The organism is Microbacterium croceum, assembly GCF_023091245.1.
Taxonomy (GTDB): Bacteria; Actinomycetota; Actinomycetes; order Actinomycetales; family Microbacteriaceae; genus Microbacterium; species Microbacterium croceum.
The window spans coordinates 111,486-126,954 of the sequence record NZ_JAHWXN010000001.1 but is presented as its reverse complement, the minus strand read 5'-3'; the positions used below and the strand labels follow the sequence as shown (position 1 = coordinate 126,954).

Sequence of the window (15,469 nt, the reverse complement as noted above, 5' to 3'; positions counted from 1 at the left end):
ATACTCTAGCTTCCGTGCTGCGCGACGCTGCGGAGCGCGGTTCGGTCGGCTCCGGCGCTTCCGGTGACCGTAAGATGGCGCAATGCCGACCGAGCAGCGCCGACCCGTCCGCCCCGAGCGGATCAGTCCTCGTCTTGTCGTCGACGACGTTCACGACCAGCTGCTGCGCCTGATCATCGACGGGCACCTTCCTGCCGACTCTCCGCTGAGCATCGACGCGCTCGCCCGCGAGTTCGGCGTCTCGTCCAGCCCGGTGCGCGAGGCGCTCACCCGGCTGGAGTCGACGGGCCTGGTCCAGCGCCTGGCATTGCGGGGCTACCGCGTCGCGCCCGCGCTCACCGCCGACGAACTGGCTGATCTGATCGACGCGCGTCTGCTTCTGGAGCCGGCAGTGGCGGCGGCGGCCGCGCTCCGTCCGGCCAGGGAAGGCCTGGTCGACGAGCTCGAGGCGAGCGTCGTCGCACTGGCGGCGGCGCCGCGCGGCGAGCAGTTCGACTCCTTCCGTGCCTACTACGACGCCGATCGCGAGTTCCATCGGGCGATCGTGGCCGGTACGCACAACCGTTTCCTGGTGCATGCCTACGACGCGCTCGGCAGTCACGTGCAGCGCTTCCGCCTGTTCTCCGGGCGAGGCGTGACCGACGCCGAGGCGACCGTCTCCGAACACCGGGCCATCGCGCTCGCGATCGCGGCAGGGGACGCGGATGCGGCGTCACAGGCCATGCAGGCTCACCTCGTCGGCGTGCGGACCCGCGCGCTGGCCGAGATCCACGACTGATCCCACCCGGACCATCCGTTCGCGGCGATCCCTGCCGCAGTCTCGCTCCCGCTGACGGCCAGTGACTCTCCCGCAGTGGGGCGGCGGTCGCACGGCCCGTCGATGATGCGCACCGGCCGCAGACGTGCGGCACGCGTCCCGTGGCGATCGCAGTCCGGCGCGCCCGCTCGCGAGAAAGCGCTCGTCGATCTGCTCAAACCGTGTATCGTGCATGATACCGGATTCAATGGAGTTGATGGATGATGGCGTTCACTGCCGAAGACTGGCCGATCGCGGCCGCCATGCTGCCTTTCACGGCGCACCTGCCCATCGGTGCAGGGCAAGACGCGCTGCGGCGCGAGTGGTCGACGACGCTGCAGGAGGTCGCCGATGCGGGTTTCGCGCACGTCGACCTCACCGACTCCTGGCTGCGCTACGGCGACCTGGATGCGCGAGGCCGCGAGGCGCTGCGCGCAGCGCTGGCGGACGCGGGTCTGCGCGCGAGCTCGGTCTCGGCGATCCGGCGCAGCGTGATCGAGCAGGGCGCCGGGGAGGAGAATCTCGCCTACAGCCACCGCACGCTCGATTTCGCCGCCGAGTTCGGGATCGACGTCGTCTCGGTCGGGCTGCATCAGGCGCTGACGCCCCGGCAGCGGGAACAGCTGTGGTTCTGGACGGTGGAGGGCCACCGCGATCGTCCGGATGACGCCGAGGCGTGGGCGCTGGCCGTCCGTCGATTCCGCGAGCTCGGCGCACACGCCGCCGACCTCGGCATCCTGCTGTCTCTCGAGATGTACGAGCACACGTTCCTGGGCACGGCGGCATCGGCCGTGCGCATGGTCGAGGAGATCGGCATGCGTGAGGTCGGATTGAACCCCGACGTGGGAAACCTGATCCGGCTGCACGAGCCGATCGAGGACTGGCGGGAGGTCGTGGCGCTGACCGCGCCGTTCACCAACTTCTGGCACGTCAAGAACTACACGCGTGATGAGGACCCGGCATCAGGGGTGATCACGACGGCGCCCACGTATCTGGAGAGCGGGCTCATCGACTACCGCTCCGCGTTCCGCGTCGCGATCGAGAACGGATTCCAGGGAGTCATCTGCACCGAGCACTACGGCGGTGACGGGCTGAGCATGAGTGCCGCGAACCGTGACTATCTGCGCAGCCGGATCCTGCCGCGCCGCCCGTACGAGCCCGGAACGAGCCGGGTCGCCCAGCACGCGGAGAGGGTCGCCTCATGACGCGCATCGTCTCGGATCCGGACACCTTCGTCGCCGAGGCGCTGGACGGTCTCGTGCTCGCGCACTCGCAGGAGCTGCGCCGCGTCGACGGGGGTGTCGCTCGGCGCTCGCCGCTCTCGTCGGGACAGGTCGCGGTCGTCGTCGGGGGTGGATCCGGTCATTACCCCGCCTTCGCCGGGATCGTCGGCGTCGGGATGCCGGCGGCGGCCGTGTGCGGCAACATCTTCTCGTCGCCATCGGCAGGGCAGGCGGTGCGCGTCGCCCGCGCGGTCGAGGCGGGCGGGGGAGTGCTCTTCAGTTACGGCAACTACGCCGGCGACGTCATCCATTTCGGGGAGGCCGAGCGTCGTCTGCGCGACGAGGGCCTTGACGTGCGCACCGTGCTGGTGACCGATGACATCGCCAGCGCCCCGGCGGCAGAGGCCGCGCAGCGCCGGGGCATCGCCGGCGACCTGTGCGTGTTCCGGATCGCCGGTGCGGCAGCGGAACGCGGCGACTCCCTCGACGCGGTCGAGAGGCTCGCGCGGCATGCGAACGACCGCACCCGCACGATCGGCGTCGCCTTCTCCGGATGCACGGTGCCGGGTGCGAGCGAGCCGCTGTTCGAGGTGCCGGAGGGGATGATGTCGATCGGGCTCGGCATCCACGGCGAACCCGGCATCCGCGATGTCCCCGTGCAGGCGGCGCCGGAACTGGCGCGAACCCTCCTCGAGCCTCTGCTGGCCGAGCGTCCGCAGGGTGCGGAGTCGCGTGTCGCGCTTCTGGTGAACGGGCTGGGGACCGTGAAGTACGAGGAGCTCTTCGTGCTCTTCGGGCACCTGCATCGCGAGCTCGAGCAGGCGGGCATCGCGGTGACGAGTCCGCTCTGTGGCGAGTTGGTCACGAGTCTCGACATGGGAGGCGTCTCGGTCACCCTGCTCTGGCTCGATGACGAGCTGGAGGAGCTGTGGGATGCTCCCGCGGCGTCGCCCGCATTCCGGCGCGGCACAGTCGTCGATGCGAGCAATCCGGATGGCGCGGAGCGCCCTGGCCCGATCGCGGTCGACGAGGTCATCGAGCACCGCCAGGCATCCGCCTCCTCGCAGCGCGCCGCCGAGACCGCGCGTGAGCTGCTGGCGCTGGCCCGCGATGCCGTCGTGGAGCAGGCGGACAGCCTGGGGGCGCTCGACGCCATCGCCGGAGACGGCGATCACGGGATCGGCATGAGCAGGGGTCTGGAGGCAGCTGTCGCGGCGGCATCCTCCCTTCCGGCCGGTGCCGGGCTCTCGGCGCTGCTGACCGCGGCGGGTGAAGCCTGGTCGGAGATCGCCGGGGGTACTTCGGGGGCGCTCTGGGGCGCCGCCCTGTCGACTTTCGGTCGCGTCGCCGACGACGCCGGAGCGCAGGGCGGAGAGGCCGTCTCGGCAGCGGTGACGGCTGCTCGCGCACGGATCGCCCAGCTGGGCGGAGCCGAGGCGGGGGACAAGACCATGCTCGATGCGCTGCTGCCGTTCGACGTGGCGCTGCGGAGCGCAGTCGCCGAGGGGGCACCCGTCGCGACCGCGCTTCGGCAGGCCGCGTCGGCGGCGAGCGGGGCGGCGCAGGAGACCGCGAGTCTGCGTCCCCGGAAGGGGCGTGCGCGTCCGCTGGCCGAGAAGAGCCTCGGACATCCCGATCCGGGTGCCGTGTCGTTCGCGTTGATCGTGGAGACGCTCGCGGACTGGGCCGATGCGGATGAGCACACAGAGGAGCAGCGATGACCGGATGGAAGATCGTGATCGGCGCGGATGACGCGGGCTACGAGTACAAGGAGATCCTCCGCGGTCTGCTGGAAGCGGATCCGCGGGTGGCGCGCGTGGTCGATGTCGGCGTGGATGCCGACGGTCACACCCCGTATCCCCGCGTCGCAGCGGAAGCGGCGAGCATGGTCGCAGACGGTCGGACGGACCGGGCGCTGCTCGTGTGCGGCACCGGGCTGGGCATGGCGATCGCTGCGAACAAGGTGCGTGGCGTGCGGGCGGTGACGGCGCACGATGCATACTCGGTCGCGAGGTCGGTGCTCAGCAACAACGCGCAGGTGCTCGCGCTGGGGGCCCGGGTGATCGGGCCGGAGCTGGCTAAGACGCTGGTCGACGAGTGGCTGGGGCTGACGTTCGATCCCCGGTCGGCCTCGTCGGCCAAGGTGGAACTGATCGATCAGATGGACGCGGAGGAGTCGGCATGACGGAGCAGGTCGCAGTGGTGGGGTCCGGGTACATGGGAGGAGGGATCGCGCAGGTGATCGCGCTGTCCGGGCGCCAGGTCGTGCTCGCGGACGTGACGGCGGAGCAGGCCGCGCAGAGCCGGGAGCGCATCATCCGCAAGGCGCAGGATTTCGAGGCGCGAGAACTGCTCCCGCTCGGCGCGGCGACGCGCATCGCCGAGGGCGTGGTCGCCGCGGCATCGATCGAGGAGGCGGTGGCCGCAGCCGACATCGTCGAGGAGGCGGTACCGGAGATCCTCGCCGTCAAGCACGAGACCCTGCGCCGGATCAGCGCGGCGGCGCCGTCGACGGCTGTGATCGGCAGCAACACCTCCACCATCTCGATCGCATCGCTCGCGGAGGCCGTCGAGCGACCGGAGCGCTTCCTGGGCGTGCACTTCAGCAACCCGGCCACCTTCATCCCCGGTGTCGAGGTGATCCCGCACGCGGGCACCGACCGTGCCGTCGTCGCGCGGGTCATCGGGCTGCTCGCGGAGTGCGGCAAGACCGGGGTCGAGGTGCCCGACGTCACGGGCTTCGTGCTGAACCGGCTGCAGTACGCGCTGTTCACGGAGGCATCCCGCCTCGTCGAGGAGGGTGTCGCGACAGCGGAGTCCATCGACACCATCGCCCGCACGACCTTCGGTTTCCGGCTGCCGTTCTTCGGGCCGTTCGCGATCGCCGACATCGCCGGCCTCGATGTCTACGAGTTCTGCTACGGCTCGCTGGGGGAGGCGTATCCCGAGCGGTTCGCGGAGCCGGCAGCCCTGCGCGACCGGGTCGCGCGGGGCGAGCTCGGAGTCAAGAGCGGGCGGGGCTTCCTCGCGACGCCGCCCGAGCGCAGCGCAGAGCTGGTCGCGTACCGGGATCGGGCCTACGCGGCGATGGCCGTGCTGCTCGATGAGATCGGTCCGGCGCCGGTCGACTACTAGACGCGGTGCCGGTATACCGGCGGCGTCTTCCTTGACACCGCAGGCAATGTCTGCGGTAAAATTACAACGTTAGAAATACAACGTTGTAATCCTAACCATCTCGCGTCCCGACGACCGGATGGGGCATTGAACAATGAAGTCCAGTATCCGAAGGGAAACACAGTGAAGACGAAGCACGCTCTCGCTGCGGCACTCACTCTCGTCCTCGCGGGCGGCCTCGCTTCGTGCGCCGACAGCGGCGGCACGGAAGCGAACGGCGGCAACGCAGCCACCAACTGCACGAACACGATCGAGAAGAAGGATCTTCCGGTCGTGACGATGTGGGCGTGGTATCCGAACATGGAGCTCGTCGTCGACAACTTCAACAAGGCGAGCGATGACGTCCAGGTCTGCTGGACGAACGCGGGACAGGGCGGTGACGAGTACGACAAGTTCCAGACCGCGATCACCGCGGGCACCGGCGCCCCGGATGTGATCATGATCGAGGCCGACCGCATCCCGACCTTCCAGGTGCAGAACGCGATCGTCGACATCGCCGCGTTCGGCTATGACGACGTCAAGGACAACTACAGCGAAGGTGCCTGGAAGGACGTCTCGGTCGGCGAGGGCGTCTACGGCGTTCCGGTCGACGGCGGCCCGATGGGGATGATCTATCGCAAGGACATCTTCGACACCTACGGCATCACCCCTCCGACCACCTGGGCGGAGTACGAGGCCGCGGCGCAGAAGGTCAAGGACGCCGGCGGCCCGCTGTTCGGAGACCTCGGGGCCAACGTGCCGGCAGTCATGATGGCGCTGCAGTACCAGAACGGTGCGCAGCCCTTCACCTACGACTCTGCCGACCCCGAGAAGATCTCGATCAACCTCAACGACGACGCGTCCAAGGAGGTCCTGGACTACTGGGACGGCCTGGTCGAGAAGGGGCTGGTCGGCACGCAGGATCAGTTCACTCCCGAGTACATCGCCGGCGTCATCGGCGGCGACTACGCGACCTACATCTCCGCGGCCTGGGCCCCGGGGTACCTGACGGGCGCCGGCGTCGGCGAGGGTGAGGACGCCGGTGTCTGGGCGACCGCTCCGCTGCCGCAGTGGGACGCCTCCGACCCGACCTACGTCAACTGGGGCGGTTCCGCCTTCTCCGTCACGAGCCAGGCGTCGAACCCCGAGCTCGCGGCGAAGGTCGCCTTCGGCGTCTACGCCGACGAGGCATCGCTGACGGACGGATGGCAGAACCAGGTGATCTTCCCGCTCAACCTCACCGCTCTCAACTCTCCCGACTTCGAGAACTACGAGGTGCCGTTCTTCGGCGGGCAGTTGGCGAACAAGGAGGTGTACGTCCCCGCGGCGAACGGGTACACGGGCATGACCTACACGCCGTTCGGTGCGTACTACTTCGACGCGTTCAACGAACAGCTCGCGTCGATCAACGAGGGGTCGGTCTCCGGTTCGGAGGCGGCCGACGGCCTGCAGGAATCGGTCGTCAAGTACGCAGAGGAGCAGGGCTTCACCGTCGAGTGATCGTCCACGCGGTGGGTCGTCCGCTGAAGCGGGCGGCCCACCGCGTCCCCCTTCCCCCCTCAAACCAGGAGTCATCCATGACTGTCGATATCGCGGTTCGCCCGCAGCCGACGAAGACGAAGACGCGCAGTGCGCGGCGCGGTGGCGCGTCCACGCACGGCCGCGTCGGGTGGGCGTTCGTCGCCCCCTTCGCGATCGTCTTCCTCGCACTTCTCGTCACGCCCCTGCTCTACGCGCTCTACCTGAGCCTGTTCCAGACACGCCTGATCGGCGGGACGACGTTCGTCCTGTTCGACAACTACATCAAGGCCTTCACCGACCCGAACTTCCTCGACGGCATCCGCTTCGTCATCGGCTTCTCCGCCATCCTGATCCCGCTGCAGATGGCGGTGTCGCTCGGGGTGGCGCTGATCCTCGACGCGGTGGTCACCCGATTCGCGCGCTTCTCGCGTCTGATGATCTTCCTGCCGTACGCGATCCCCGCGGTCATCGGCGCCCTCATGTGGGGGTTCCTGTACAGCAAGAGCTTCGGCCCGATGGCCGAGATCTTCGGTCTGTTCGGCATGGCCGGCCCCGACATGCTCAGCCGCGACCTGGTCTTCTTCGGCCTGCTCAACATCGTGACCTGGCAGTGGGCCGGGTACTACATGATCATCATCTACGCGGCGCTGCAGGGCATCGATCCGACGCTGTACGAGGCGGCGCGCATCGACGGGGCGAGCGGATGGCAGATCACGCTGCGCATCAAGATCCCGCTGATCGCCCCGGCGCTGCTGCTGATCCTCGTGTTCGCCCTGATCGGCACTCTGCAGTTCTTCAACGAGCCGCAGATCCTGCGATATCTGGCATCCGGAGCGATCCCCGCCGACCTCACGCCGAACATGTACGCCTATCAACAGGCATTCGCACTGGCCAACTACAACTACGGATCGGCCATCTCCTTCGCGCTCGGCGCCGTGGTGTTCGTCTGCGTCTACCTCTTCATGTTCATCACCCGAAAGCGCGGGAGCTTCCTGTCATGACGACTCTCACCGACTCCACCCGTGCGGCGCGGCGCCGGCACCTGCCTCTCCAGGTGCTCCTCGGCTTCCTGGTCGTCTACTTCCTGATCCCCTTCTGGTGGGTCATCGTGAACAGTTCGAAGGATGCCGCCGGCCTCTTCGGCGGCGGGAGCTCGCTGTGGTTCTCCTCCGACATCGACTACTGGGGAAACCTGGTCGACCTGTTCACGTACCAGAACGGCATCTACGCGCGGTGGATGCTGAACTCCGCCCTCTACGCCTTCGTCGGCGGCATCGGTGCGACCGTGCTCGCCGTGACCGCGGGCTACGGATTCGCCAAGTTCCGCTTCCGTGGCCGGAGCTTCAGCTTCGCGGTGCTGCTCGGGTCGGTCATGGTGCCGACCACGGCGCTCGTCATCCCGACGTTCATCCTGTTCTCGCAGGTGGGGCTGACGAACACGATCTGGGCGGTGATCCTGCCCACGCTGCTGAACCCGTTCGGGGTATACCTCATGAACATCTACACCCGGGAAGCCGTGCCCGATGAGCTGCTCGACGCGGCCCGTGTCGATGGCGCGGGGGAGCTGCGCACGTTCCTCCAGGTGTCGATCCCGCTGATGCGCCCAGCGATCGTCACGGTCCTGCTGCTCTCGGTCGTGGCCTCGTGGAACAACTACTTCCTGCCGCTGGCGATGCTCTCCGACAACAGGCTGTTCCCCGTCACCGTCGGCATCGGCATGTGGCAGGGCATCGCCTCGGCGAACAACGCCGGCGGCACCTCGCTCTGGAGCATCATCATCCTCGGCTCCCTCGTCTCGGTGATCCCGCTGATCATCGCGTTCCTCACCCTGCAGAAGTACTGGCAGGGCGGGCTCTCCATCGGAAGTCTCAAGTAGTCCCGACTGCTCGTGACCTCCACTCTCCCCATGCAAAGGTGAAAATGATCAACGCACGACTCGCCATCGACCCGCACTTCACGGTCGGCGACATCAACCGACGGCTCTTCGGGTCGTTCGTCGAGCATCTCGGACGGTCCGTCTACGGAGGAATCTACGAGCCCAGCCACCCCACGGCCGACGCCGACGGATTCCGCGGCGACGTCATCGAGCTGGTCAAGGAGCTCGGAGTCTCCACGATCCGGTACCCCGGCGGGAACTTCATCTCGGGCTACCGCTGGGAAGACGGCATCGGCCCGCGCGAAGAGCGCCCTCGGCGGCTGGACCTGGCGTGGCACTCGATCGAGACCAACGAGATCGGCCTCGACGAGTTCGCCGCATGGGCGGAGGGCATCGGCAGCGAGCTCATGTACGCGGTGAACCTCGGCACCCGGGGGATCGAGTCCGCGCTCGACGTGCTCGAGTACACGAACGTCGCCTCGGGCACGTTCTGGTCGGAGAAGCGCATCGCCAACGGCAAGAAGGATCCGTACAACGTGCGGATGTGGTGCCTCGGCAACGAGATGGACGGCCCGTGGCAGGTCGGTCACTCCACCGCGCACGAGTACGGGCGCCTGGCGGTCAAGACGGCACGGGCGATGCGGATGGTCGACCCCGATCTCGAACTCGTCGCGTGCGGCAGCTCGAGCGCGTCGATGCCGACCTTCGGGGAATGGGAGCGGATCGTCCTCGAGGAGACCTACGACGAGGTCGACTTCATCTCCTGCCACGCGTACTACGAGCCCAAGGGCGGTGACTACGAGAGCTTCCTGGCTTCGGCCGTGGACATGGACCGCTTCATCGAGGCGGTCGTGGCGACGGCCGACCACGTGAAGGCGCTGCGACGGAGCGACAAGACGCTCAACATCTCGTTCGACGAATGGAACGTCTGGTACCAGTCGCGGTTCAACGACGTCGAGAAGATCACCGCGGCCGACGAATGGCCGATCGCTCCGCGTCTGCTGGAGGATTCTTACTCGGTCGTAGACGCCGTCGTGTTCGGCAACCTGCTCATCTCCCTGCTGCGCCATGCCGACCGGGTCACGGCGGCGAGCCTCGCCCAGCTGGTGAACGTGATCGCGCCGATCATGACCGAGCCGAACGGCAAGTCCTGGCGTCAGACGACGTTCTTCCCCTTCGCCATCACCTCGCGCCTGGCGCGCGGGCGGGCGCTGGAGGTGCGGCTGGAAGCGCCGACGTACGCGACCGAGACCTACGGCGACGTCTCGCTCGTCGACGCGGTCGCCACGCACGACGAGGAGACCGGCGACACGGCGCTGTTCCTGGTGAACCGCAGTCTGACCGAAGAGGTCACGGTGCAGATCGATGTGAGCAGGCTCGGCGACGTGTCGGTGACCTCGGCGCAGACCCTGCAGGACGACGACATCCACGCGCGCAACACGATCGACGACCCCGAGCGGGTCGGCATGCAGGAGAACACGTCGGCCCGGGTGGCCGACGGCACGATCTCCCTCACGCTGCCGGCCGTGTCATGGACGGCCGTGACGGTGCGATGACAGCCGAGGGGCGGGCGGCGCGGCGGTGATGGACTGCCGCCTCGTCGTCCGTTCCTTCGGGCGCCGCTGGTCGGTGCCAGCGCGCACATCGAGCGGGCCTGCGGGTGAGACCCGCGCATAGACTGCGACAGGACAACGGCGGGCGGGCGAAGGAGTCTCGGCATGAACGAACGCAACTGGGCGGGCAACCTCACGTACCGGGCCTCCGCGCTCGCGCATCCGGAGTCCGTCGACGAGGTGCGCGCGCTGCTGGCGGCGGACGGGCCGATGCGCGTGCTCGGATCGCGGCACTGCTTCAACGACATCGCCGACACCGACGGCACGCTGATCGCGCTCGACCGCCTGCCTGTGGTGTTCGAGGTCAACGCCGAGCGGGATGCCGTGCGTGTGTCGGCCGGTCTGCGTTACGGCGACATCGCGCCGCTGCTGGAAGCCGAGGGACTCGCGCTCGCGAACCTCGCCTCACTCCCGCACATCTCGGTGGCCGGAGCGGTCGCCACCGGAACGCACGGTTCGGGTGACGCGATCGGCTCCCTGGCGAGCGCGGTCCGCGCGGTCACGATCCTCACCGCCGGCGGCGAGATCCGCAGCCTGCGCCGTGGCGATGACGGCTTCGACGGCGCGGTGGTGAGCCTCGGCGCGCTCGGCGTGGTGCTCGATCTCACGCTCGACGTGGAGCCGACCTACCAGGTGTCCCAATACGTGTTCGAGCATCCGAGTTGGGATGCCGTGCTTGCCGACTTCGACGAGGTCACCTCGATCGGCACGAGCGTCAGTCTCTTCTCGACCTGGGAGCGCACCGACTTCGTGGACCAGATCTGGGTCAAACAGCGCCAGCCCGAGGCACGGGAAGCCGCACGGGAGTCGCTGTTCGAGCGCCTGGGTGCGGAGCCGGCGGTGTCGAAGCGGCATCCGATCCTCGGCGTCGACCCCATCGCCTGCACCGAGCAGTTCGGGGCGCCGGGCCCGTGGTTCGAGCGCCTCACCCATTTCAAGCTCGAGTACACGCCGTCGGCCGGTGCCGAGCTGCAGAGCGAGTACCTCGTGCCCCGTGCGGAGGCCGTCGCGGCGATCCAGTCGGTGCGGATGCTGGCCGGACAGATCGCGCCGCTGCTGCTCGTCAACGAGATCCGCACCGTGCGCGCAGACGACCTGTGGCTCAGCTCGGCGTACGGCACGGACGCCGTCGGCATCCACTTCACCTGGAAGCCCGAGGAGGAGGCCGTCCGGGCGCTGCTCCCGACGATCGAGGCCGCACTTCCCGAGACCGCGCGCCCGCACTGGGGCAAGGTGTTCACGCTCGATCCTGCCGAGATGCGCGCGCGGTATCCGCGCGGGGATGACTTCGCCGCGCTCGCGGCTGCGTACGACCCCGAGCGCCGGTTCGTGAACCCGTATCTGGAGCGCCTGGGGCTGTAGGGGCAGAGCAGACCGCGGGGTGAGGGCGGCTGATCGGCGCGCCCTCGGCACCGAGGTCTTGTGCGTTGCGACCTGTTACCGGTAACATGCGGATAGCAGTGATCGTGGTGCGGCTCGACAAGGTCCGCCGCGCTCGCGCTGCTCGACGTTCCGGTATCTCAAGGAGGAGAGTGCATGAACAGCATCGCCGGTATCCGACTCTGTCGACACGGTCACCGTGCCGCACGCCGTCGTCCGGCGCGCGAACCCGGGCAAGGGCAGCCTCGGCAGCCACGCTGAGCGCGCCCGCGCCGAACCCCATCTACCCCACAAGGGGACCGAAGTCCGCCCTGCGGCGATCCGCTGCGGCGCGAGCCCTCGGTCGCATCCCCACCCTCGCCTGAGGTCAGCACCCTCGACGGCCTTCTCCTTGAGGAGGCCGTGATCGGTGCGCGCCCGCGCGCCCTCACGCGAATCGATCCGCAAATCGATCCACAAGGAGAACACCAGTGAAACCACAGCCCAGATCCACCGATCGGCACCGCAGCCGATCCGTATCGCGCCCCGCAGCGCTGCTGGGAGTCGCCGCTCTCATCGCATCGTCCGTGACCGCCGTGGGAGTGCCGGGGGCGGCCTTCGCCGCTCCGTCCGACCTCATCCAGAACGGCACGTTCGAGAGCGGGCTGTCGGGATGGACCGCACCGCTGGGCGGCACGCTCACCGAGAGCACGGATGCCCGCACCGGCGCAAAGGCCCTCGCGATCAGCGACCGTTCGAGCTTCCAGTCCGGCCCCACCGCCACGGTGACCGGGCTGCTGAAGACCGACCAGTCCTACGACCTGTCGCTCTCGTTGAAGTTCGACGCCGGCCGCGCCACGCAGAACTTCAACGTGGTGCTGTGCACCTCGACGCGCAGCCGCTGCGACGTCGTCGCCTCCACGACGGCGACGGCGGGCGCGTGGTCCACGATCGAGAAGACGTTCACGCCGCTGTCGGCCGACTACGACATCATGTTCGTCGAGACGCCCTGGAACACCGACATCCAGTCCTTCGTGATCGACGACGTCTCGCTGACCACCGACGACGGCGCCCCCGCCGTGACCGAGCCCCCGGCGGTGCCGGGCAACCTCCTGCCGGACGGCCGTTTCGTCTCCGGCTTCACGGGATGGACCAACACCCGCGGCGGCACGCTGGCTCTCAGCGATGATGCGGCGAGCGGCGCCCACTCGCTGAAGGTCACGGGCCGCGAGAACACGCAGTCCGGTCCGTTCGCGAACGTCGCGGACAAGATCGAGCTGGGCGCCTCATACCGCCTCACCGGCAAGCTCAAGTACGACGAGGGCAACGCCACGCAGCAGTTCAACTTCACCTTCTGCCCCACCAACTTCAACGGCTGCGCCGACTACGGGCACACGTTCACGAAGGGCGAGTGGGGCACGTTCTCGCAGGAGTTCACCGCCGAGGCCAAGCACGTCGCCGCAGGGTGGCTGTTCGTGGAGACCCCGTGGGGTTCGAACGCCCTGCAGGACTTCTCGGTCGACGAGCTGTCGCTCGTGAAGATCGCGGACGCTCCCGAGGGGCCGGAGTTCACCAGCCTCGAGAAGGTGCAGACCAAGCCGGTCGGCGATCACAACCCGCTCGTCGGCCACAAGTTCGGCGCCGACCCGCACCACCTCGTCTACAACGGTCGCCTCTACATCTACTCGACCGATGACACGCAGCAGTACGACCTGAACAGCAAGGACGAGAACGGTCTGCCGACGCAGTCCAACGGCTACGGCGGCATCACCCGCCTCAACGTGATGTCCACGACCGACATGGTCAACTGGGTCGACCACGGCTCGGTGCCTGTCGCTCGCGAAGGCGGCGCCGCCCCCTGGGCGCGCAACTCCTGGGCTCCGGCCGCGATCGAGAAGAACGGCAAGGTCTACCTCTACTTCTGCGACAGCGGAACCGGCACGGCGGTCGTCGTCGGCGGCTCGCCGCTGGGCCCGTGGGAGGACCCGCTGGGCAAGAAGATCATCCCCGACACGGTGTCGCGCGACTACATCGCCGAAGGCGGCTTCCCCGCCGGCATGTGGCTCTTCGACCCCGAGGTCTTCATCGACGACGACGGCCAGGGCTACCTGTACTTCGGCGGCAACTCGCAGATCGGCACCTCGCCGAACGTGCAGGGACCGCAGAACCCGAAGTCGACGCGCGTCGTGAAGCTCAAGGACGACATGGTCACCCTCGACGGCGACCCGGTCGAGATCGACGCCCCCGGCATGTTCGAGGCCTCGAGCATGTTCAAGCGCGACGGCAAGTACTACTACTCGTACTCGTCGAACTTCCAGGTGAACGAGGCGCCGGGGCTGTACCCGTCGCGCGGTGCGATCGCGTACATGATGACCGATGACCCGATGAAGCTCGGCTCCTCGGAGTACGCGGGTGTGGCGTTCCAGAACCAGGGCACGTTCTTCGGAGCGGGCAACGGCGGCAACAACCACTCCGACATGTTCACGTACAAGGGTGAGACCTACTTCACGTACCACGCGCAGACGCGCGGGGCGGCGTGGGCGGCGGCGCTCGGAACCCCGGGCTCGACGCAGGGCTACCGCTCGGTGCACATCGACAAGCTCGAGTTCAACGAGGACGGCACCATCAAGCCGATCGTCGGAACCAAGGCCGGCGTCGCGCAGGTCGAGAGCTTCGACCCGTACCGCACCTTCGAGGCGGAGACCCTGGCCTGGCAGCTCGGCATCACCACGACCAAGACGGATGCCGCCTCGGTCGAGTTCCCCGAGCACAACGGTTCGGGCAACATGGTGCTCTCTGGCATCGATGACGGGGACTTCTCCGGCATCTCCGGTGTCGACTTCGGTTCCGGCGCGCAGAAGGTGTCGGCGAAGGTGAAGCCGCTGGTCGAAGGAAGCAGCATCCAGGTGCGTCTGGATGACGTCGACGGCCCCGTCGTGGCGGAGATCCCCGTCGACGGCACGGTCGGAGAGTGGACCACGGTCGAGGCCGAGGTCACCGGCGCCACCGGAGAGCACGACGTGTTCTTCGTCTTCGCCGGTGCCGAGGGCACGGATGCCGAGACCGACCTGTTCGAGGTCGACAACTGGGCGTTCACCGCGATCGATGACGAGGGTCCCGGAGAGCAGCTCAGTGCGCAGCTCTCCGTCTCGACGGTCGCCGCAGGAGGTAAGGTCACCGTGACCGCCACCGGCGTGACGGCCGACGAGGTCGAGATCGGCATCGAGAGCACCTACCGTGCGCTCGCGACCGCGACCACCGCAGACGGTCGGATCGAGACGACCGTCACGATCCCCGCCGACACGACGGCCGGTGCGCATCACATCGTGCTGCGTGACGGTGAGACGGAGCTCGCGCGGCTGCCGCTCACGGTCACCAGGGCGAGCACGGGCGGCGGCACCGACGGCGGCACCGATGGCGGCACCGACGGTGGTCCCTCCACCGGCGGTGAAACCGGCGGTACCGACGGGTCCCTCGCGAACACCGGAGGCGACGCGAGTGCGTCGCTGACGGCAGCGTGGATCGGTGCGCTCCTGCTGGCGCTCGGATCCGGGTTCTGGCTCCTGCGTCGCCGAGGCCGCTCGGTCGTGGAGGCCGAGACGGAGTGAGGTGAGGTCACCGCCCTCCCTGCGGTGACCGACCTCTCCCACAGCCCGCCCCTTCCTGCTGCCCCCACAGCAGGAAGGGGCGGGCTTTCGCGTGCACCCCGGTCGGCGACGGCAGACGATCGCAGGCTCCGCGCGGGGTGAGTGGGCACCCCAGCGTGGGCGCCTCAGCGTGGGCACCCCAGCGTAGGCACCCCAGCATGGCCACCTCAGCGTGGCACCCCAGCATGGGCACCTCAGCGTGGGCACCCCAGCGTGGCGCTGGATCGGCCGCCCCTCGCCTCCGAATGGTCGCATCTGGTCTCCTCGCGGCGCGTGTAGCG

General features: G+C 68.3%; 11 protein-coding genes. All 11 read left to right on the top strand.

Features of this window, described 5'->3' with window-relative positions:
* Positions 1-82 precede the first annotated feature (82 nt).
* Positions 83-778: a GntR family transcriptional regulator gene (locus KZC51_RS00505; RefSeq protein ID WP_247628065.1), complete on the top strand. Its 696-nt coding sequence runs from the start codon at positions 83-85 to the stop codon at positions 776-778.
* Positions 779-1,020: 242 nt separating this feature from the next.
* Positions 1,021-2,001: a sugar phosphate isomerase/epimerase family protein gene (locus KZC51_RS00500; protein WP_247630562.1), complete on the top strand. Its 981-nt coding sequence runs from the start codon at positions 1,021-1,023 to the stop codon at positions 1,999-2,001.
* The gene (locus tag KZC51_RS00495; RefSeq protein WP_247628064.1) at positions 1,998-3,740 is read left to right on the top strand and encodes a dihydroxyacetone kinase family protein; all 1,743 of its coding nucleotides are present in this window, start codon (positions 1,998-2,000) and stop codon (positions 3,738-3,740) included. Before KZC51_RS00500 ends, KZC51_RS00495 begins: the two co-directional genes overlap by 4 nt.
* Entirely contained in the window at positions 3,737-4,204 is a 468-nt protein-coding gene (locus tag KZC51_RS00490) for a ribose-5-phosphate isomerase (RefSeq protein WP_247628063.1), read from the top strand. The genes KZC51_RS00495 and KZC51_RS00490 overlap by 4 nt, the downstream gene beginning before the upstream one ends.
* Entirely contained in the window at positions 4,201-5,154 is a 954-nt protein-coding gene (locus tag KZC51_RS00485; RefSeq protein ID WP_247628062.1) for a 3-hydroxyacyl-CoA dehydrogenase family protein, read from the top strand. The genes KZC51_RS00490 and KZC51_RS00485 overlap by 4 nt, the downstream gene beginning before the upstream one ends.
* A gap of 162 nt (positions 5,155-5,316) precedes the next feature.
* On the top strand, positions 5,317-6,672 hold the full coding sequence (locus KZC51_RS00480) for an ABC transporter substrate-binding protein (protein WP_247628061.1): 1,356 nt from the start codon (positions 5,317-5,319) through the stop codon (positions 6,670-6,672).
* Positions 6,673-6,749: 77 nt separating this feature from the next.
* Positions 6,750-7,694, top strand: coding sequence for a carbohydrate ABC transporter permease (locus KZC51_RS00475; RefSeq protein WP_247628060.1), 945 nt, complete (start codon positions 6,750-6,752; stop codon positions 7,692-7,694).
* Positions 7,691-8,569 (top strand): carbohydrate ABC transporter permease, encoded by an 879-nt coding sequence (locus KZC51_RS00470; protein WP_247628059.1) that lies wholly within the window; start codon positions 7,691-7,693, stop codon positions 8,567-8,569. The genes KZC51_RS00475 and KZC51_RS00470 overlap by 4 nt, the downstream gene beginning before the upstream one ends.
* A 44-nt stretch (positions 8,570-8,613) precedes the next feature.
* Entirely contained in the window at positions 8,614-10,125 is a 1,512-nt protein-coding gene (gene arfA / locus KZC51_RS00465; protein WP_247628058.1) for an arabinosylfuranosidase ArfA, read from the top strand.
* Between the two features lie 162 nt (positions 10,126-10,287).
* Positions 10,288-11,544, top strand: coding sequence for an FAD-binding protein (locus KZC51_RS00460; protein ID WP_247628057.1), 1,257 nt, complete (start codon positions 10,288-10,290; stop codon positions 11,542-11,544).
* Positions 11,545-12,032: 488 nt separating this feature from the next.
* Positions 12,033-15,149 (top strand): carbohydrate binding domain-containing protein, encoded by a 3,117-nt coding sequence (locus KZC51_RS00455; protein WP_247628056.1) that lies wholly within the window; start codon positions 12,033-12,035, stop codon positions 15,147-15,149.
* Positions 15,150-15,469 lie beyond the last annotated feature (320 nt).